Annotated in this window: 16 protein-coding genes; 13 read left to right on the top strand and 3 right to left on the bottom strand. The window is 65.6% G+C overall.

Going from position 1 to position 19,941, the window contains the following annotated elements; genetic code table 11:
• Positions 1–152: 152 nt before the first annotated feature.
• Positions 153–1,904 carry a dolichyl-phosphate-mannose--protein mannosyltransferase gene (locus IIE29_RS02315; protein WP_209323565.1) on the bottom strand — a complete coding sequence of 584 codons (1,752 nt, stop codon included), beginning with the start codon at positions 1,902–1,904 and terminating at the stop codon, positions 153–155.
• Between the two features lie 229 nt (positions 1,905–2,133).
• Here IIE29_RS02315 and IIE29_RS17085 point away from each other — a divergent pair, with 229 nt between their 5' ends.
• The 12 genes from IIE29_RS17085 to IIE29_RS02255 all read left to right on the top strand — a co-directional run bounded on the left by IIE29_RS17085 (position 2,134) and on the right by IIE29_RS02255 (position 16,237).
• Positions 2,134–2,952, top strand: a complete 819-nt coding sequence (locus IIE29_RS17085; RefSeq protein ID WP_343071761.1) for a DUF4190 domain-containing protein — start codon at positions 2,134–2,136, stop codon at positions 2,950–2,952.
• 164 nt (positions 2,953–3,116) lie between these two features.
• Positions 3,117–3,599: a DUF4190 domain-containing protein gene (locus tag IIE29_RS02305; RefSeq protein WP_209323564.1), complete on the top strand. Its 483-nt coding sequence runs from the start codon at positions 3,117–3,119 to the stop codon at positions 3,597–3,599.
• A 251-nt stretch (positions 3,600–3,850) separates the two neighbouring features.
• Positions 3,851–4,315 carry a DUF4190 domain-containing protein gene (locus IIE29_RS02300; protein ID WP_209323563.1) on the top strand — a complete coding sequence of 155 codons (465 nt, stop codon included), beginning with the start codon at positions 3,851–3,853 and terminating at the stop codon, positions 4,313–4,315.
• Between the two features lie 119 nt (positions 4,316–4,434).
• Positions 4,435–5,244 (top strand): 16S rRNA (cytidine(1402)-2'-O)-methyltransferase, encoded by an 810-nt coding sequence (rsmI, locus tag IIE29_RS02295; protein ID WP_216629556.1) that lies wholly within the window; start codon positions 4,435–4,437, stop codon positions 5,242–5,244.
• A gap of 414 nt (positions 5,245–5,658) precedes the next feature.
• Positions 5,659–6,864, top strand: a complete 1,206-nt coding sequence (locus IIE29_RS02290; protein WP_209323562.1) for a hypothetical protein — start codon at positions 5,659–5,661, stop codon at positions 6,862–6,864.
• Between the two features lie 315 nt (positions 6,865–7,179).
• On the top strand, positions 7,180–8,895 hold the full coding sequence (metG, locus tag IIE29_RS02285; RefSeq protein WP_209323561.1) for a methionine--tRNA ligase: 1,716 nt from the start codon (positions 7,180–7,182) through the stop codon (positions 8,893–8,895).
• Complete coding sequence (locus tag IIE29_RS02280) at positions 8,895–9,926, top strand: TatD family hydrolase (RefSeq protein WP_209323560.1); 1,032 nt, start codon at positions 8,895–8,897, stop codon at positions 9,924–9,926. Before metG ends, IIE29_RS02280 begins: the two co-directional genes overlap by 1 nt.
• A gap of 217 nt (positions 9,927–10,143) precedes the next feature.
• A complete protein-coding gene (locus IIE29_RS16980) occupies positions 10,144–11,373 on the top strand; it encodes a ubiquitin-like domain-containing protein (protein ID WP_209323559.1) in 1,230 nt (409 codons plus the stop codon).
• A 360-nt stretch (positions 11,374–11,733) separates the two neighbouring features.
• Positions 11,734–12,027, top strand: a complete 294-nt coding sequence (gene groES, locus IIE29_RS02270; protein WP_166973277.1) for a co-chaperone GroES — start codon at positions 11,734–11,736, stop codon at positions 12,025–12,027.
• A gap of 36 nt (positions 12,028–12,063) precedes the next feature.
• Positions 12,064–13,656, top strand: coding sequence for a chaperonin GroEL (gene groL, locus IIE29_RS02265; RefSeq protein ID WP_209323558.1), 1,593 nt, complete (start codon positions 12,064–12,066; stop codon positions 13,654–13,656).
• Positions 13,657–13,952: 296 nt separating this feature from the next.
• Positions 13,953–14,819, top strand: a complete 867-nt coding sequence (locus IIE29_RS02260; protein WP_209323557.1) for an ABC transporter ATP-binding protein — start codon at positions 13,953–13,955, stop codon at positions 14,817–14,819.
• Positions 14,816–16,237 (top strand): FtsX-like permease family protein, encoded by a 1,422-nt coding sequence (locus IIE29_RS02255; protein WP_209323556.1) that lies wholly within the window; start codon positions 14,816–14,818, stop codon positions 16,235–16,237. The genes IIE29_RS02260 and IIE29_RS02255 overlap by 4 nt, the downstream gene beginning before the upstream one ends.
• Positions 16,238–16,269: 32 nt before the next feature.
• Here IIE29_RS02255 and IIE29_RS02250 read toward each other — a convergent pair whose 3' ends face one another.
• The gene (locus tag IIE29_RS02250) at positions 16,270–17,328 is read right to left on the bottom strand and encodes a bile acid:sodium symporter family protein (protein ID WP_209323555.1); all 1,059 of its coding nucleotides are present in this window, start codon (positions 17,326–17,328) and stop codon (positions 16,270–16,272) included.
• A gap of 76 nt (positions 17,329–17,404) precedes the next feature.
• Between IIE29_RS02250 and IIE29_RS02245 the strand changes: the two genes are divergently transcribed.
• Positions 17,405–18,307 (top strand): LysR family transcriptional regulator, encoded by a 903-nt coding sequence (locus tag IIE29_RS02245; protein ID WP_209323554.1) that lies wholly within the window; start codon positions 17,405–17,407, stop codon positions 18,305–18,307.
• A 79-nt stretch (positions 18,308–18,386) separates the two neighbouring features.
• Here the strand turns inward: IIE29_RS02245 and IIE29_RS02240 are convergent, their stop codons facing one another.
• Positions 18,387–19,919, bottom strand: coding sequence for a class I adenylate-forming enzyme family protein (locus IIE29_RS02240; RefSeq protein ID WP_209323553.1), 1,533 nt, complete (start codon positions 19,917–19,919; stop codon positions 18,387–18,389).
• Between the last annotated feature and the right edge of the window lie 22 nt (positions 19,920–19,941).

The following is a 19,941-nucleotide window of genomic DNA, read 5'->3' as shown; positions in this document are numbered from 1 at the left end:
GGCGGTCGGGACGACGTCTCGGATCGGCGGGTTGACGGCGGAAGTCGCTTGTTCAACGACGCGTCAGGGTTTCGATGCGTGGCAGGCGCTGAATCCTGATTCGTCGTTGAACGAGGCATCGAGCCGAGCGTCTCACGCGCCGGGATCGGGGGTCAGCGCCAGGTGATGTTCCACATTCGGTTGTTCCACGCGGTGAACGGGATGACCTCGCCGGTGTAGATGGGCCAGAAGTAGGCGAAGGCGAGAACGGCCGCGGCCAGGATGATTCCGACGCTCATGCGGCGTGCGAACAGGGCGGTCGAGATCCGCGCGAGACGCGGTCGACGCCTCGAGGCTTGCCTCCCCGGTGCCCGACCCCACAGCAGGGTGAGGCAGTAGGTGACGGCGAGGACGACGAAGGGCACCATGACGATGGTGTAGAACGTGAAGATGGTCCGCTCCTGGTAGGCGAACCAGGGCAGCCAGGTCGCGGCCAGTCCGGCGAGGATGACGGCCGGGCGGACATCGCGGCGGATGATCCACACGATGAGGCAGATGAGGACCGCGAACGGCGCCAGCCCCCAGATCACGGGATTGCCGACCGAGGTGATCGCCGAGGAGCACTTGTCCGCCAGGCACCCCATGTCGCCCTGGTCGTAGGACTCGTAGTAGAACGAGGTCGGCCGCCATTGGACGATCCAGCCCCACGGGTTCGACATATAGGGGTGTTCGGAATCGAGTCCGACGTGGAACGAGTACGCCGTGTAGTGGTAATGCGCGAGCGAGGGCAGCCACTGCAGCCATTCCGGCAGCGACTGCCACCAGCCGAAGTTCTCCGCCGCCCACTGCCGGTCCCACGCATCGTCCGAGCGGATCCACCCGCTCCAGCAGGCGAGGTAGGTCACGAAGGCGGTCGGCACGAGTTTGAGGAACGAGGGAATGCTGTCGCGGATGAGCATGCCCAGCCACGGATGCACGACCCCGGCCCGATACCGCGAATGCACATCCCACGCGACGAGGAGGATCCCGAACGCGGCGGCCGCATAGAGACCCGACCACTTCACCCCCATGGCCAGGCCCACGCTGATGCCGGCGGCGATGATCCAGGGACGCACGCCGAGGCGGGGCCCGAAGTTGATCTCGTCCCTTTCCTTCCGGTCACGCCTGCGTCGGGCTGCCGCGGTCGGGGGAGCCGCCTCGGCGACGGGGGATTCCGACCGGTGCGGATCCGCAGTCGATGGCGTCCACCGGGCGAGGCGCTTCGTCACCTGTTCTCGGTCGAGGAGGACGAAGAAGAAGGCGAGGAGGACGAAGGCCATGAGCACGATGTCGAGCAGGCTCGTGCGGGAGTGGACGAAGTGCTCACCGTCGATGGAGAGGAGGCCGGCGGCGACGCAGGCGAAGAACGCCGAGCGGAAGAGCTTCCAGGCGATGACGCCGATGAGGAAGATCGTCAGGGTGCCGATGATCGCGACGGAGAAGCGCCAGCCGAACGAGTCGTCGGCGCCGAAGAGGTCGATGCCGATGCCGATGAGCCATTTGCCCAGCGGCGGGTGGACGACGTATTCGGGGGTCGGTTCGATGACGCTGGGGTCGCCGGCGTTGAAGGAGTCGTCGGCGTTCTCGGGCCAGGAGCGTTCGTAGCCGAAGTTGAAGACCGAGTAGCCGTCCTTGACGTAGTACGTCTCGTCGAAGATCAGGCGGTGGGGGAAACCGAGACGGAACAGGCGCAGGGCCGCGCCGATGCCGGTGATGACCAGCAGGGCCGGCCACATCCACACCGGTGCGCGGGTGGCCCACATGCCGGCGTGGAAGGTCTCGCGACGCATCGCCGCAGCTCCGGCGCGCACCTGTTCGCGTTTGCGCGCGAGGCGCTCGCGGGCGATGCGCCTGGTGGGGGAGGGGGAGTCTGCTGTGTGTGTCATCGTCTTACAGTCTAGAGTTCGCGCCTGCCCGGGCTCTGATGCGACCCGCAGGGGGCGGTGGGGGTCGCTTGCGATCGGCAGGGGATCGAATGCGCTTGGCAGGGGCGGTTGGGGTCTCAAATGATCGGCAGGGCAGGGCCGACGAAGGGGGCAGGGTTGCTTGCGCGTGAGATTCTTGGGCATTCGCCGACGTGCACGACTAAAGTGGTGGGGTACAAGCAGTGTCTGAGTGAAAACGGTGCAGAACGTGTCCCACAACCCCGAATACCGCCCGAGTGATCCACCTCAGGTCGGCTCGCAGCAGTTCAACGCCAACTATGGATCCCAGCCGCAGAACGGTTCCGGGCAATACTCGCAGGGTCAGCCTGATGGGAGTGGACAGACATACTCCCAAGGTCAGCCGTACCCGCAGGGATACGGCCAGTCCGGCGCCTACGGTTCGCAGGGCGGGGGTTACGGTTCGCAGGGCGGAAGCTATGGCTCGCAGGGCGGAGGCTACGGTTCGCAGGGATACGGCCAGCTCGGTGCCTACGGTTCGCAGGACGGGTACAGCCAGCCCGGTGCCTACGGTTCGTACGGACAGTCGGGATCGTACAGTCAGCCAGATCCATACAGTCAGTCCGGTGCCTACAGTCAGCCGAGTGCCTATGGCGCCTACAGCCACCCGGGTGTCTACAGCCAACCGATGACCTACGGTGCGCAGCCGATGTTCGTGCGCCCCGTGCCCAACAAGTTGGCCGTGTGGTCGATGTGGATGGGCATCATCGGAATCGGCGGTGGGTTCGTCTGTGGGCTGCTGTCGTTGCTGCCGCTCATCGGATTCCTGTTCAGCATCGTCGCGATGTTCCTGTGGGTCGCACCGATCCTCGCCGTCATCTTCGGCCACATCGGACTGAGCCAGATCAAGCGAACCGGCGAAGACGGTCGTGGTCAGGGGATCGCAGGTCTGATCATGGGTTACGTCAGCATTGCCCTCGGCCTGTTGGGGCTGATCATCATGATCGGCGTCTTCGGACTCGGCTTCATGGCGATGATGAGCGGCTACTGAGCCGCCTCGGCGGGTGCGATTTCGGCGCCGTCACCCGTGGTGCAGGACTGCAACACGATTCGGAGCCCGAGCGCGCCTCACCTCGATAGCGTTGTGACCAGACATCGGGGGCGCCGCTGACCGGCCTCCCGGAAGACGGCCACAGCTTTCGGAGCACAACTGATATGTACACTCGTCAACTGCCCATCGGCAGCACGTACACCGGATCGAGCCACTCCTCGGCGAAAGTCGGAACAGTCCCTGCCGCTCAGGCTCGGGTGGCGATGCGGGCGCCTGTCACTTACAGCAATTCGGCACCGGTCACGTACGGCAGCTCGGGTCCCGTCACCTATGGCAGCTCGGCACCGGTCGTCGTCTGCCAGCAGCTCGCACCGACGAACTCCTCAGCGATCGTCGCGTTCGTACTCTCCCTCATCTCGTTCGTCTCCTCCGTTTTCCTCCTCGGCTTCGTCGGCATCATCTTCGGCCACATCGCCCGCTCCCAGATCAAGCGCCGAGGCGAACGCGGCAACGGAATGGCGGTGGCCGCGCTGTGGCTGAGCTACCTGAGTGTGATCTTCTGGATCCTCTTCTGGCTGGCCTACTTCGGAGTCATTGCGCTGATGATCGGCTTCGTCATCGCTGCAGAAGGCGCGACGATCAGCTGACGAACCGTTACGTTGCGCTCAGCTGCTCCGCGGCCGCTCGAGGCCCGGCCTCGAACCAGCACACCACGCGGGGCCGAGCCAACACCGGCCTGGGGCCGCGCCCCGGGCCCACGCTGGGGCCGAACCAGCACACCACGCGCGGCCGAGCCACCGTCCCGCGCCCCGCAACTGTGACAGACCTGTAACCACGTCGCCTTTTGCCGGTATCGCCGACTCTGTACCGTTGAAGGCAGACGCAAGGAGAATTCGCCATGAGCAGCCAGGACAACTGGAACAACCCGGACATGTACTACCAGCAGCCCCAGTCGAACGCCGACGGGGGACACGGTGCACAGTCCTACGGAACCAACACGGGCTACGGTTCCAACGCCACCTACGGTTCCAACGCCTACGCGGCGAACGCGCAGTACGCCGGTGGCCCGGGTTACGTCTACCAGCCTCTGCCGCCGACCAACGTGCTCGCCATCGTGGGCATGTGCGCCTCGATCTTTGGAGTCATTTCGTCGTTCTTCATCGGCGGCATCGCCGGGATCATCATGGGGCACATCGCGCGCAAGCAGATCCGGGAACGCGGAGAGCGCGGTGACGGCATGGCGGTCGCGGCACTGTGGGTCGGATATATCGGCACGGCTCTGTGGATCCTCTTCTGGGCCTTCATGGCGCTCCTGTATCTGGGCATGTTCGCTGTGATCTTCGCCGGAGCAAGCGCTTCGTGACGCAGGAATCCGATGTCGCGGAGCGGGAGCTCGACGTGGACGCTCCACTCGCCGCCACCGAGCCGAACCCCACCGAGCCGAACCCCACCGAGCCGGACCCCACCGGGGGACGACTCGTCCTGGTCGTGACTCCGATCGGCAACCTCGGCGATGCGAGTCCGCGGATGCGGCAGACCGTCGAAGCCGCCGATGTCATCGCCGCCGAGGACACGCGCCGCTTCCTCTCCCTGGCGCAGCGTCTGGGACTGCGGCACACGAACCGCGTGATGAGCGTCTTCGACCATAACGAGAGCTATCGCGCTCCCGAGCTCGTCGAGCTCATCGCCGCAGGTCAGACCGTCGTCCTGCTCTCCGATGCGGGCATGCCCGCCGTATCCGACCCCGGCTATCGCGTGGTCAAGGCCTGCGCCGAGGCGGGCCTTGCGATCACGTCCACGCCCGGTCCGTCCGCGGTGCTCATGGCGCTGGCGGTCTCCGGTCTGCCCAGCGACAGGTTCAGCTTCGAAGGGTTCCTCCCGCGCAAGTCGGGCCAGCGCAAGCGGCTGCTCGAGGAGCTCAAGGCAGAGAAGCGGACGATGGTCTTCTTCGAGAGCCCGCACCGCATCGCCGACGCGATGGACGACTTCGCCGAGGTGATCGGCGCCGACCGCCCCATGAGCATCAGCCGCGAGCTCACGAAGACCTACGAGGAGACCCTGCGCGGGACGGTCGGCTCACTGCGGGAGGCGGCTGCCGAAGGCCTGCGCGGGGAACTGACCCTGGTCCTCGCCGGTGCCACCGAGGTCGAGTCCGCTCCGGAGGACCACCTCGGCGAGGTCAGCGCACTGATCGACTCCGGTGTACGCGCCAAGGATGCGGCCGGGCAGGTGGCCAAACGCTTCGGGCTGTCGAAACGGGAGGTCTACGAGGCCTGGCTCCACCGCGAGTGACGTGCTCGGCCGTGGCGTGCTTTCACCTATCGGGAGGTGGGCCCAGCGCGTTTGGTGCGCGTGGTGCGTGCGGTGCGCGTGGGGCGCGTGGGGCGTGTGGTGCAAGTGGTGCGCGCATCCGGGGGCGACTCGTGCACTTTTCGGTGTGGGTGGACTGGCGTTCAGCCGACAGCTCGGTCCACGATTGAGGGCTCGGTGTGGAACTAGTGCTTTCTGTCGTAGATCGAGCTCTCGCGTGGGGCGGCGCGGACTAGGCGACATGTGAATGTCGCTCTCAGCGGGCTCGACTTGAGCGCTGGGCACTGTGGGTTTCGCCATGACTCGCACGCAGATGCCTTGTGGGTGCATCGTCCGCTTCCACAAGCAGAGTGCGTCGGATGGCCACAGATGCTGCGAGCAGGCCAGCCTGGCCGGATGTTCAACATCGTCTACTACCAGGACCTGAGAGCGGCGGGGGCCGCAAGCGCTCTCGTCCGCGAATCCCTTGAATGCTGCCTGCTGAAGTTGGGGCGGGGCGTGTACTCGGTGATACGCCGTTGTGTGAACGAGCGTCACCTTCTGTTCGCACAGTTCATCGACAATGATGAGTGGATCCGCTATCACGAGGGGCAGGACCAGCGAGAACAGCAGGGGCGCGACCCGGCACTCGAAGCGCGCTATCGCGAGCACCTGAACCGTCTGAGAATCCTCAGCTACCCCTCGTATCGCAGCGGGGATGCGGTGTGGGGTATCTCTGCCGCATATCTTCATCGCATCAGGATGTTTGATGTGCCGCGAGGACCGATTTCAGTCATCCACCCCCGTGACAGCTCACGGACTGCTGAAATCGAACGGCGAAGGCGGCCGACCTGTGACGACGTGGAGATGCACGAGGGGGTAGTGATGACAACTCCTGCACGGACTGCCGTGGATCTCATTTCGATTCTGGGACCGGCCGCCGGATTCGCGGCTATGGAGCAAGTGCTGCGTCGGCATCTTCTCGGCGATGATGAAGAACTGATCTTCCGGCTCGGATATCCGCCGCAGCTGATGGACGACGTGCCCGGAGCGGTCGAAAAGCTGTTCGCCGGACCGATCTCGCGGATGACCCGCGGCAGTGTGCGAGCCAAGAAGCTGGCGAAGTTGGTCTCACCTCTGTCGGAAAGCTACGCGGAGAGCCGGACTTCGCTGCTTCTCCACCAGCTGGGGCTGCACGAGTTCGTTCAGCAAGTCACGGTATTCGATGGCGGGAGGAAGCTGACACGGCTCGACTTCCTCCTCGATGGGCCTCTGAAGCCGGACTCCACAGACGGTGCTGGAAGTTTCCGGGACCCAGCAGACGGTGCTCGAAGCTTCCCGGACTCCGCAGACGCTGCTGGAAGCTTCCCAGCTGGACGAGGGGCCGCAGCTCGTGCGAAACCTCGAGTCGCCCTCTACGTGGACGGTACGCAGAAGTATGCGGATGGTGGTTTCGACACGATGAATAAGGAAAGCCGACAGCACAATCGGCTGCTGGCAATGGGCTACAAAGTCATCCGCTTCAAGTTCAATGAGGTGATGTCGCTGTTCACTTTCAAGCAGAAACTGTTCTCACAGGCACCTGAATTGAAGCAGCTGTGTGATCGCCACCTGCTGTTGTGAGTGGGCCGGATGGTGCCACGACGGTCGACGGAGTGGCGGGCTGGTGCCACGGCGGTTGAGGGAGCGGCGGGCTGGTGTCACGGCGGTCGACGGAGCGGTCTACGACTGAGAGCTCGGTATGGAACCAGAGCTTTCTGTCGCAGACCGAGCTCCCGGGACACCCCTGCACTCTGCGCCCCGGCGGACCGAGCTCGCGGGGGCGGCCCCTGCGCTCTGCGCCCCCGCAGACCGAGCTCCCGGGAGCGCCTCTGCGCGCCAGCGCCCCCGCGGACCTGTGCGCGCCGGGGTCGGAGCGTCCCTTAGACTGAGTGGCCTATGGGTTACTACTTGACGACAGCGATTGCCTACCCGAACGGGGCCATTCACATCGGGCACGCCTATGAGTACATTGCGGCCGACACGATCGCCCGGTTCAAGCGACTGGACAATCATGAGGTCTTCTTCTGCACCGGCACTGATGAGCACGGGCTGAAGATGCTCCAGGCGGCGAACAAGCTCGGCATCACACCCAAGGAGCTCGCTGACGACAACGCGAAGAACTTCCGCGACACGCAGCTCGCCCTCGGCTCGACCTTCGACCGGTTCATCCGCACGACCGACGAAGACCACTACGCGACCTGCCAGGCTATCTGGCGCAAGCTCGAAGAGGCCGGTGACATCTACCTCGACACCTACTCCGGCTGGTACTCCGTCCGCGACGAGGCCTACTACACGCAGGACGAGACCGAGGTCGTCGACGGTGTCCGCCTGTCCAAGGAGACCCACACCGAGGTGACCTGGACGGAAGAGGAGTCCTACTTCTTCCGGCTGTCGAAGTACCAGGACAAGCTGCTCGAACTCTACGAGAACCACCCTGAGTTCATCGGCCCCGACTCCCGTCGCAACGAGATCGCCTCCTTCGTCGCCTCCGGGCTCAAGGACCTCTCGGTCTCCCGCACCACCTTCGACTGGGGCGTGCCGGTCCCCGGCAACGAGAAGCACGTGATGTACGTGTGGATCGACGCCCTGACGAACTACATCACCGCCGTCGGCTACCCGGACGACGAAGAGAGGTTCGCCAAATGGTGGCCTGCCGACGTCCACATCATCGGCAAGGACATCATCCGCTTCCACAGCGTGTATTGGCCGGCCTTCCTCATGAGCGCCGGCATCGAGCTGCCCGGACGCGTCCACGCCCACGGCTTCCTCTTCAACGCCGGCGAGAAGATGTCGAAGTCCGTCGGCAACGTCGTCGATCCCATCGACCTCGTCGACGCCTTCGGCCTCGACACCCTGCGCTTCTTCCTCTTCCGCGAGTTCTCCTACGGCAACGACGGGTCCTACACGAAGGACTCGATCATCACCCGCAAGAACGCCGACCTCGCCAACGAATACGGCAACCTCGCCCAGCGCTCGCTGTCGATGATCGCGAAGAACTGCGACGCCCAGGTCCCGCAGCCCGGCACCCTCACCGAGGCCGATGAATCCCTGCTCGCGCTCGCCCGCGCCGTGCCCGACACCGCACGCCGCCACGTCGACACACAGGCCCTCCACCTCTACGTCGAGGCCTGCTGGAAGGTGCTGACCGAGGCCAACCGCTACTTCTCCGCCCAGGAGCCCTGGAAGCTGAAGAAGACCGACCCCGAGCGCATGGCCACCGTGCTGTGGGTGACGATCGAGGTCGTGCGCATCATCTCGATCCTCATCCAGCCCGTCATGCCCGATTCCGCCGGCAAGATCCTCGACCTCCTCGGCGTCCCCGCAGGAGTCGGCGAGGCCGGTGCCAAGGTTCTGCCGACCGCCGTCGAGTCGGGGTCCGGCGCCGAGGCGATGGAGACCGTGACCGCGGGTGCCGGCATCGGTGTCGCCGCGGGTGCGGCCTACGCTTCGGCCGGCCTGGCCCCGGACGTCACCGAGGCGGCCGCCGGTGGGCTTGCCGCCGCCGAGGTCGATCCCCGGTCGTTCGCGGCCGTGGCGTTCCCGCTCGAGCCGGGCACCCCGCTGCCGAAGCCCGAGCCCGTGTTCCCGAAGTTCGTGGAGGAGACCGAATAATGGCTTCGCGCGCCGCCGGAACCTATCCACCGGTGCCCGAACCGCTCGCCTTCCCCGCCGTCGACACCCATACCCACCTGGACATCTGCACCGGTGTTCGGCTGCCGCTGGGTGCCGGCGAACCCGAGCCGGAAGTCCGACCCGATGAGGACGAGGAGTTTCCTTCCCTCGACTTCTTCTTCGACACCGCGCAGGCCGCCGGGGTGCAGCGGATCGTCCAGATAGGCTGCGACCTTCCGGCAGCCCGGTGGACGACCGCGCTGGTGGCATCGCAGTACGCCGGTGCCGCCGAGGCGGGCGCTGCCGCTGCGTCGAGTGATTCCGCTGCGCAGGCGGGGGCAGGTTCACCCGCCGAGGCAGCCGACTTCCGGACCGTGCCGACGCCCCCGTCTGAGGGGCGCACATGGATGCTCGGCGGCGCCGCCCTGCACCCCAATGAGGCACCGAGGCTGGCCGAACGCGGGCTGCTCGATGATGCGCTCACCGAGATCGAGACGCTCGTGACCTCCCACGACCGCATGCGCGTGGTGGGGGAGACCGGGCTGGACTACTTCCGCACGGGTGAGGAGGGCATCGCCGAACAGCAGCGCTCCTTCCGTGCCCACATCGAGATCGCCAAGCGCACCGGCAAGGCCCTGCAGATCCACGACCGACAGGCTCACGCCGATGTGCTGCGGATCCTCAAGGAGGAAGGCGCCCCTGAAGTCACGATCTTCCACTGCTTCTCCGGCGATGAGCAGATGGCCAGAGAATGCGCGGCCCAAGGCTACTTCATGTCCTTCGCCGGCAACCTCACCTTCAAGAACGCCGAAGAGCTGCGTCGCGCCGCGGCGGCCGCGCCACTGGAGCTGCTGCTGACCGAGACCGACGCTCCGTTCCTGACTCCGCACCCGTACCGTGGGAAGCCCGGAGGGCCGTACCTGACCGCGGTCACCGCCCGGAAGCTCGCCGAGGTGCGGGGTATGAGCGAGGAGGAGCTGTGCTCGGCCGTGTGGAACAACGCAGAGACGGCACTCGGCGGCTGGGACTGAACCTGCTGCACCTCGAAACGTGAGCGAGAATACGGCACTGCAGGGCCCGCCTCGGCGGGTGAATGTCACGACCGCAACACTGCCGAAAACACGGGGAACTCCTGGTCAGGTGGCCACTCAGGAAACTCACACCGTTACATTTCCGTGATGTTTTGCGAACCGTGTAACGAATCGGTTACAGTGAACGGGTCGATAAATTCTGCTCAGGGATATTTTTGTGATTGATTTTCTCAAGAACCGCAAGGTTCAGATCGCTGCACAGGCGGTAGTGATCACCGGACTCGTGGGTGGCACGGGGGCCGTGGTGACCATGAATAAGCCTGTGACCTTGGACGTCAATGGACAGAGCGAGGAGGTCCGGACCTTCGGTGGAACCGTCGGGGACATCCTCGACAGCCACGACATCGATCTCGGCAAGCGTGACAAGGTCAAGCCCGGCGTCGACACGAAGGTCGACCGGGACATGACGATCACCGTCAACACCGCGAAGGAGGTCTCGCTCTCCGTCGACGGCAAGGAGACCGACGAGTGGACCAACGCGAACACCGTGGGCCAGGCGCTGGCCGACCTCGGGGTTGATGCGAAGGGCGCCGACCTCAACACGAAGGCCAACCAGCGGCTGAAGGAAAAGGGCAACGACATCGATGTGACCACATCGAAGGACCTCACCGTCGTCGCTGATGGCAAGGACCACAAGGTCTCGTCCGCCGTGGGCACCGCGAAGGAAGCGCTCAAGGAGACCGGCATCGAGCTCAAGAAGGACGACTTCCTGTCCGTCCCGATGTCCGCCAACGTCTCCGATGGTCAGGTGCTGACCGTCAACCGCGTCGAGAAGAAGACCGTCAAGGACAAGCAGGCCATCGAGGCCAAGGTCGAGACCAAGAAGTCCTCCTCGCTCTACGAGGGTGAGACCAAGGTCGAGTCCGAAGGCAAGGACGGCGAGAAGCAGGTCGTCTACAAGGTCAAGACCATCAACGGCGAAGAGGTGAAGAAGGAGAAGAAGGACGAGAAGGTCCTCTCCGAGCCCAAGGCGAAGGTGGTCATCCAGGGTACGAAGAAGAAGGAGGAGGCTCCGGCCGACACCGGTGGCTCCGACTCGGGCGATTCGGGTGACTCCGGTGACGCCGGTGATTCCGGCGGCTCTGATTCCGGTGACTCGAGCACCGGCGGCGACTCCGGTTCGGGCGGCGGCTCCATGAGCACCGCAGAGATCAAGGCGATGCTGGGCGGACCCGGATCCAAGTGGTATTCGGTCGTCGAGTGCGAGTCGAACTTCGACCCGAAGGCCTCGAACGGCACCCACTTCGGTCTGTTCCAGTTCCTGCCTTCGACCTGGCACAACATGGGCGGCAGCGGCAATCCCTCGGATGCCAGCCCGCAGGAGCAGTTCCAGCGTGCGAAGAAGCTGCAGGCTCAGGAAGGCTGGGGACAGTGGACCTGCGCCTGATCGCCGACCAGTCCTGACCGCAATCGACACATGAGCTGAGCCGGTCAGTGAGAAGCGCCGGTCCCGGGAGAGATCCCGGGGCCGGCGCTTCTCTGCGTCCAGGCATCGGCTCCGTCGGGCGGAGTCCGCGGGTGCCGACAGCCGCCGATCTGAGCTTTCGCCCAGAGCATGACGAATTGCTGGCACTCAAGTTGACCGAGTGCTAAGAGCGTTCTAAAGTCGAATTAGCACTGACGCTCAATGAGTGCCAGTTTCACAGGACGGTCGAATCGCTCGGCACCCGCGACGACGAGAGGTTCATGGCAGCAGCCGCCGTCTGACTCAACGAAGAATGAACCCAGCGAAGGGAGAGGGCCCGATATGTCGGTCTCCATCAAGCCACTCGAAGATCGGATTGTCATCCGTCAGGTCGAAGCAGAGCAGACTACCGCCAGTGGTCTGGTCATTCCCGAAACCGCCAAGGAAAAGCCTCAGGAAGGCGAAGTTGTCGCAGTGGGCCCCGGCCGTGTCGCTGACAACGGAAACCGCGTGCCGGTCGACGTCGCCATCGGCGACAAGGTCATCTACTCCAAGTACGGAGGCACCGAAGTCAAGTACGCAGGCGAAGAGTTCCTCGTGCTCTCGGCTCGCGACGTGCTCGCCGTCATCGGCTGAATCCTCTGAACAACTACTTCACTGATAGGAGGACGAATGCCTAAGACTCTGGAATTCGACGACGAAGCTCGTCGCGCACTCGAAAAGGGTGTCAATACACTGGCCGACACCGTCAAGGTGACGCTGGGACCCAAGGGCCGCAATGTCGTGCTCGACAAGAAGTGGGGCGCCCCCACGATCACGAACGATGGCGTGACCATCGCCCGTGAGGTCGAGGTCGACGACGCGTACGAGAACCTCGGCGTCCAGCTGGCCAAGGAAGTCGCCACCAAGACCAACGATATCGCCGGTGACGGAACCACCACCGCGACGGTTCTCGCTCAGGCCTTCGTCAACGAAGGACTGCGCAACGTCGCCGCAGGTGCCGCTCCCGGTGCCCTCAAGCGCGGAATCGAAACCGCCGTCGAGGCCGTGTCCGAGCAGCTCGGAACCATCGCCCGCGATGTCGCCGACTCCTCGGAGATCGCGCACGTCGCCGGTCTGTCCGCTCATTCCGAAGAGATCGGCAAGCTCATCGCCGATGCCTTCGACAAGGTGGGCAAGGACGGCGTCATCACGATCGACGAGTCCCAGGCCGCATCGGTCGAGCTCGAGATCACCGAGGGAATGCAGTTCGACAAGGGCTTCCTCTCACCGCACTTCGTGACCGATGCCGACCGTCAGGAGGCTGTGCTCTCCGACGCTCTCATCCTCATCAACCAGGGCAAGATCTCCAACATCCAGGAGCTCCTGCCCGTCCTCGAGAAGGTGCAGCAGGCCGGCAAGCCGCTGTTCATCGTCGCCGAGGACATCGAGGGCGAGGCTCTGTCGACTCTGGTCGTCAACAAGCTGCGCGGCATCATCAACGTCGCCGCCGTCAAGGCGCCCGGCTTCGGTGACCGCCGCAAGGCCATCCTCGAGGACCTCGCCGTCCTCACCGGTGGCCAGGTCGTCACCCCGGACATGGGCATGAAGCTCGACCAGGTCACCCTGGAGGAGCTCGGCAACGCCCGCACCATCACCGTCACCAAGGACAACACCACCATCATCGATGGTGCTGGCTCCGACGATGCTGTTGCCGGTCGTGTCGCCCAGATCCGCGCCGAGGTCGAGAACACCGACTCCGACTGGGACCGCGAGAAGCTGCAGGAGCGCTTGGCCAAGCTCTCCGGCGGTGTCGCCGTCATCAAGGTCGGCGCCGCCACCGAGGTGGAGCTCAAGGAGCGCAAGCACCGCGTCGAAGACGCCGTGTCCGCAACTCGTGCCGCCATCGAAGAGGGCATCGTCGCCGGTGGCGGGTCGGCTCTGATCCACGCCGCCAAGGTGCTGGCCGGAGACGACCTGAACCTGACCGGCGATGCGGCCACCGGTGCTGACATCGTCCGGCGCGGAGTCGTCCAGCCGCTGCGCTGGATCGCCGAGAACGCCGGCCGCGACGGCTACGTCGTCGTGTCGAAGGTCGAGGACCTCGAGTCCGGCCAGGGCTACAACGCCGCGACCGGTGAATACGGCGACCTCATCGGCGCCGGAATCATCGACCCCGTCAAGGTCACCCGCTCGGCGCTGCGCAACGCCGCTTCGATCGCCGCCCTGGTTCTCACCACCGAGACCCTGGTCGTCGAGAAGAAGGACGAGGAGGACGAGGACTGAGCACTCCGCTCGGCCTGAGTCGCCTCTGAGAGACACACCAGTGGCCCGGAACGGCTTGTTCCGGGCCACTGGTGTATTCACACGCACCACGATTCGCCGAGAGCTCGCTCTACGACAGATGGCTCTGGTTCCTCGTCGAGCTGTCTGTCGCAGAGCGAACTCTCGACGGATGCCCTCGGCACGGAATCTCGCGCCGTGCAGGCTGCTCACAACTACTGGCCAGTCAGTTCTCATGTTCCTGACTGCGGATCCTCGTTAGTCTGGACAAGACCGATTGCAGCAACCGTTGAGGACCCATGACGACCGTCTCGCCGATGCCCATCGCCCGACTTCGCAACGTCTCGAAGATCTTCGACCCCGACGGGGCGGCAGTGACCGCTCTCAACCGTGTCACTCTCGACATCGCCCCGGCCCGGCTCACCGCCGTGATGGGGCCCTCGGGTTCGGGCAAGTCCACCCTCATGCACATCCTCGCCGGACTCGACCGTCCCACCTCGGGCACAGTCCATCTCGGCGAGAAGGAGATCACGGGTCTGCGCGAGGAGGAGCTCTCGGCCCTGCGCAGGCGGAGGATCGGATTCGTCTTCCAGGCGTTCAACCTCGTGCCCACGCTCACGGTCAAGGAGAACATCCGGCTGCCGTTCGAACTCGACGACCGGCGACCCAATGCCGAGGAGCGGGCCTGGATCTCGACCATCGTCTCCCGGTTGGGTCTCGAAACGCGCCTGAAACACCGGCCGAGTGAGCTCTCGGGCGGTCAGCAGCAGCGCACCGCGATCGCCCGGGCCCTGGCGACCCGGCCCGACATCCTCTTCGCCGACGAACCGACCGGCAACCTCGATGCCCGATCGGGCCGCGAGGTCATGGCGATCATGTCCGAGGCCGTGCGCGACCTCGGGCAGTCGATCGTCCTGGTCACCCACGATCCGCTCGTCGCCGCCCACGCCGACCGTGTCGTCTTCATCGCCGACGGCACTCCCGTCACCGAGATGAACGAAGCGATCAGCGCCGAGGCGATCGCACAGACGATGCTCGACCTCGACGAGCGCGCCGAGGCGGCAGATGGTGAGCGCGCCGAGGCGGCCGCCACGGCCGCCGGGCTCGTCGCACGCGGCAACGCCGGCCTTCTGCACGACGGCGCCGAGAGCGGGAGTCGCCGATGAATCCGATGCGAGAGATCCTGGCCAATCCGCGCCAGTTCTTCCCCAGCTTCCTGGTCGTCTTCATCGCCGCTCTCTTCGGCACCGCCATCATGCAGGGCATCGCGATACTGACCGCCTGGCTGTCCTCGGCCAAGATCGTCGCGGAGTCGGACACCGCACAGAAGCTGCTGACCACCGTCGGATTCGCTTTCTTCCTCATCGCGCTCTTCGTCTCGGCGATCGTCATCGCCAATACTTTCTCGATCATCATCGCCGGTCGCAGCCGTCAGCTGGCCCTGCTCCGGCTCATCGGCGCCTCGTCGGCACGGCTGCGTCGGGCCGCCTCGGTGGAGGGGCTGCTGATCTCCGTCCCCAGCGCCGTCCTGGCATTCCTCGCCTCGACAGCGCTCGCGTGGGCGACGCTGCACTACCTCGGCGGGCGGATCACCGAGGAGGTCGGACTGTTCGACCCGATGATGGCCGTCCCCGCAGCCGCCACCATCGTCGTGACCTGGCTGTCGGCGTATCTGGGCGCCCAGCGCATCACCGGTATCTCCCCGATCGAGGCCACCTCGCAGGCCGTCGAACGGCGCCCCGAGGATGCGCGCGCCTCGATGGGGGCGCTGACGGCGGCTCTCATCCTGCTGTCGACCGGGCTCACCTTCCTCGTCAGCGCCGTCATCGGGGCCAGTGAGAACCGGTTGAGCATCGTCGGCGTCTTCCTCGTTGCGCTCGGGGCGGCGCTGACCTTCCTCGGCGTCATCGTCGGCAATCCCTGGATCCTGCCGCCGCTGCAGGCGGTCGTCGGATGGCTGCTCGGTCGCACTGCGGTCGCTCGCCTGGCCGCCTCGACGATCGCCCGCCACCCCACGCGCAATGCCCGCACGGTCATCGGCCTCGTCATCGGCATCACCCTCATCGTCATGTTCGCCACGGCCATGACCACCTTCCGCGACCAGCTGCTCGCCTACGCCCGCTCGCTCGGCGAGGAGGGCTGGAACGGCTTCGAGGACGCATTGGCGACGGTCGTCGACAAGACGATGCTCTTCTTCCTCGGCATGATCCTCTTCTCCGTCATCATCGCCGTCATCGGCGTCGCGAATGCCCTCATGCTCTCCGTGCGACAGCGCACTCAGGAGATCGGACTGCTCATGGCCCTCGGCCAGACCCCGAAGCGAGTCCGGCGCATGATCGTCGCCGAAGGCCTGCAGCTGAGTCTGACCGCGTGCCTCGTCGCCGTGCCGCTGGGCGTGGTCTACGGCTGGATCGGGGCGCTGACCCTGCTGTCGCCGCTGACCGGACTCTTCGCCCCGAGCGTCCCCTGGTGGGTCATCGCCGCCGTCGTCGGCGGCACCTTGGTGGCCGTGGTGGCCGCCAGCCGCGAACCCGCCCGTGCGGCGACGTCGATCAGTCCGGTCGAAGCGCTCGAAGCCGTGTGATCGGTCGGCTCACCGACTCGCCGAGGCGGGGCTCAGGATTTCGCGTCCGTGTCCTCACGCTCGGCGACGGCTGCAGCGGCGTGGGAATCGTCGACGCCGGGTTCTCTCCCGGCCGCGTCGAACCGGTCCTCCTCCTCGGCCGCCTGGCGCGCGTAGCGCTTCGCGATGACGGCGCAGACGAGGAGCTGGATGATGTGGAAGATCATCAGCGGCAGAACGTAGACGCCGACATCCTCTGCGGGGAAGAGGAGGAATGCCATCGGCAGGCCGCTGACCTGACTCTTCTTCGAACCGCAGAACAGCAGGACGATGCGGTCGGCGCGATCGAATCTGAAGACCCGCCCAAGGCCGATGAAGAGGCCGAGCACGAGCGCGAGCAGGACCGAGGACAGGGCGATGACCTTGAGCAGATCGACCGGTGGAACGATCGTCCACAGCCCCTGGGTGACGCCGGTGCTGAACGCGGCGTAGACGACGAGCAGGACCGAGCCCTGATCGACGATGGAGACGAGGATGCGGTGCTCGGCAAGCCAGGAGCCGATGTACCGGTGCAGCAGCTGACCTGCGATGAAGGGCACGACCAGCTCGCCGATGATCTCGAGGATCGACTGCGGGGTCACCTCGACGTGGGAGCCCAGCAGTGCGGCGGCGAGCATGGGGGTGAAGACCACTCCGAGGACGTTGGACACGGATGCCGAGCTCACGGCCAGTGCCACATTGCCACGCGCGACCGAGGTGAACGCGATGGAGGACTGGACGGTCGATGGCAGCAGGCAGAGGAACAGGAATCCGGTGGCGATCACCGGGCTGATGACGGCCGTCGGCAGAAGCGTGATGAGCAGACCGATGGCGGGGAAGATCACGAATGTGCCGACGAGGACGAGGAGCTGGAACGGCCACCGCCGGAAGCCCGCGAGCGTCTGAGCCGGAGCGAGCTTCGCACCGTGGAGGAAGAAGAGCAGGCAGATCGCAGCGATGGTCAGGGTGTCGAGGGCCTCGGCGGCGCCATCGCGAACAGGGAACAGCGTCGCCGCCACCGGGATGAGCAGCAGGGCGGCGAGGAACGGATCGATGCGGCGGAAGATACTCATATGACCACCGTCGCATCGAACCGGCATGCTGATATCGTCATTGAGCTGGACACTGTTATCGGATAATTTGATAAGCATGTCAACCGAGCTGAGCCAGCGACATCTGCGGACCTTCATCGCGGTGAGTTCCGAGGAGAGCTTCACCCGCGCTGCGCGGCGGCTCGGCATGAGCCAGTCCGCGGTGAGCAGTCAGATCCGCCAGCTGGAGGCCACGGTGGACATGCCCCTCCTCAGCCGCGACACCCACAGCGTGGAGCTGACTCCGGCGGGGGAGCGCCTGCTCAGCTACGCGCAGCGGATCACCGCCATGATGGACGAAGCGATCCTCAGCGCCCGAGACCTCCCGCAGCGCGAACGGGTCCGCTTCGGCGTCTCCGAGGATTTCGCCTTCACCCACCTGCCCGACTTCCTCGAGCGGCTGCGCAGCGAGCTTCCGAATCTCGAAGTCGTCCTGTCAGTCGAGCTCAGCGCCACGCTGCATAGGCAGCTGCGCGCCGGGGAGCTTGACATCATCCTCGCCATGCGCCCGCCGGCGAGCGTCGACTCCGTGTCGTTCGCCTCCAGTGAGCTCTTCACCGATGCTCTGGCCTGGGTGGCTCGGCCCGGGTTCGGCCTCGAGGAAGAGGAGCCTATCCCGCTCGTGCTCTACCCCCGTCCCAGCGTGACCAGGGAGATCGCCTTGGATGTGCTGGAGCGACATGGTCACCGGTTTGCGACGGCCGCGACATCGACCAGTTTGGCGGGACTCCGGGCGGCAGTGCTCGGCGGCCTGGGCATCATGCCGTTCGCGAAGTCGCTCATTCCGGAGGGGGCGGTCGTCATGGACGAGCCGCGGCTGCCCGGGCTGCCGGACCTGACCTTCGTCGTCGTGACGAGGAACCCGAGCACTCGTGCGGCCGCAGCAGTCGCTTCCGTCCTTCAGCGCCACAGCCCCGAACTGCGCACCCGACGACCGGAAGGGGCCGCCGAGCCGGGCTGAGCGCCGCGAGACGCTCACCCTGCGGCGATGCTCGCCGCGACGCGGCGCCTCACCGGCGGAGCGCCTCGCCGCGAGACGCTCACCCCGCGGCGGGGGTCCCCGCGGCGACCTCGGCGCGCAGCTTGTGTTTGAGCAGCTTGCCCGAGGGGTTGCGCGGCAGATCATCGGTGAGGATGACCTCGCGCGGAAGCTTGTAGCGGGCGAGCTTGTCGGCCAGATAGTCCCGCAGCTCCTCGACATCGAATTCCGAACCGTCGGTGGTCGTGATGAATGCGACGACCTGCTCGCCCCACTCGGGGTCCGGTTTCGCCACCACGGCCACATCGGCCACCCGCTCATGGGCGATGATGGCCTCTTCGACCTCGAGGGAGTAGACGTTCTCACCGCCGACGATGATGACGTCCTTGGACCGATCGACGATGAACAGATAGCCGTCCTCATCGAGTTTCGCGATATCGCCGGTCCGGTACCACTCTCCTTCGAACGCCGCAGCGGTCGCTTCGGGGCTGCCCAGGTATTCGCGCATGCGGGTGTCACCGGAGAACCAGATCTCACCGGACTCTCCGGGGCCCGCCTCGGTGCCGTCGGCCTTGACCACGCGCATCGCATTGCCGAGCATCGCGGTCCGCCCGACCGAGCCCGCCTTGCGCAGCTGGTCCTCGGGGCGCAGCAGGCAGCCGGTCGGACCCATCTCGCTCATGCCGAAGAGGTTGTAGAACTGGTCCGTTCCGTAGGTCTCGATGAGCATCGCCGCCGTCGAGCGGTCGATGGGCGAACCGCCGTAGTTCCAATAGCGGATGGTCGAGAAGTCATAGTCGGCGAAGTCGATGCCGAGCTTCTTTGCGGTCATGATCGGGGCGACATAGGCCACGGTCGGGCCGAAGAAGGTCGTGATCTTCTCCTCGGCGATGATCGCCATCGAGTCCACCGGGTGATAGGACCGCTGCAGGACGACGGTGCCGCCGGTCTGAAGCGTCGGCATGAGGCTGATGTTCAACGGCGCCGAATGCCAGATCGGCATGCACACGAGGTAGCGGTCGTCGCTGCGATAGCCCATATTCAGATTGATGAGCGTGGCGACCTGCGCGATGCTGCGGTGGGTGTGCACGCAGCCCTTCGGCGCGCTCGTCGTGCCCGAGGTGTAGAGGATCTGCGCCACCTGCTCATCGGTGAAGTCGCCGGGCACGGTCTCCTCGGCGGCTGCGAGCTGAGCGTCGAAGCTGTCGGGCGCATCCGATTCGGTCTCGAGCCAGGTGATGTCCGGGGCCCCGGACCGGGCGGTCTCGGCCAGTTCGGCGCTGACGATGCCGAGCCCGGCCCCGGAATGCTCGATCGTGTATCTGACCTCCGGCGCCTGCATCTTGTGGTTGACCGGCACGACAGTGGCGCCGAGGTACCACGCGCCGAAGGCTGCGAAGACGAAACCGGGGACATTGAAGGTCATGATGCCCACGACATCTCCCGCGCCGATGCCGTTGTCCTCGAGCACGCGGGCGGCCCTGAGCGCGCGGCTGTGCAGCTGCGCATAGGTGAAGCGCTCGTCCCCGTAGACGAGGGCCTCCTTCTCGGGGTCGCGCAGAACCGTCGTATCGAGCATCATGCCAAGCTTCATTGCTTCTCCTTGTGACGAGTGT

This window comes from Brevibacterium renqingii (assembly GCF_017808095.1).
Taxonomy (GTDB): domain Bacteria; phylum Actinomycetota; class Actinomycetes; order Actinomycetales; family Brevibacteriaceae; genus Brevibacterium; species Brevibacterium renqingii.
This window is presented reverse-complemented; position numbering and strand designations above follow the sequence as displayed.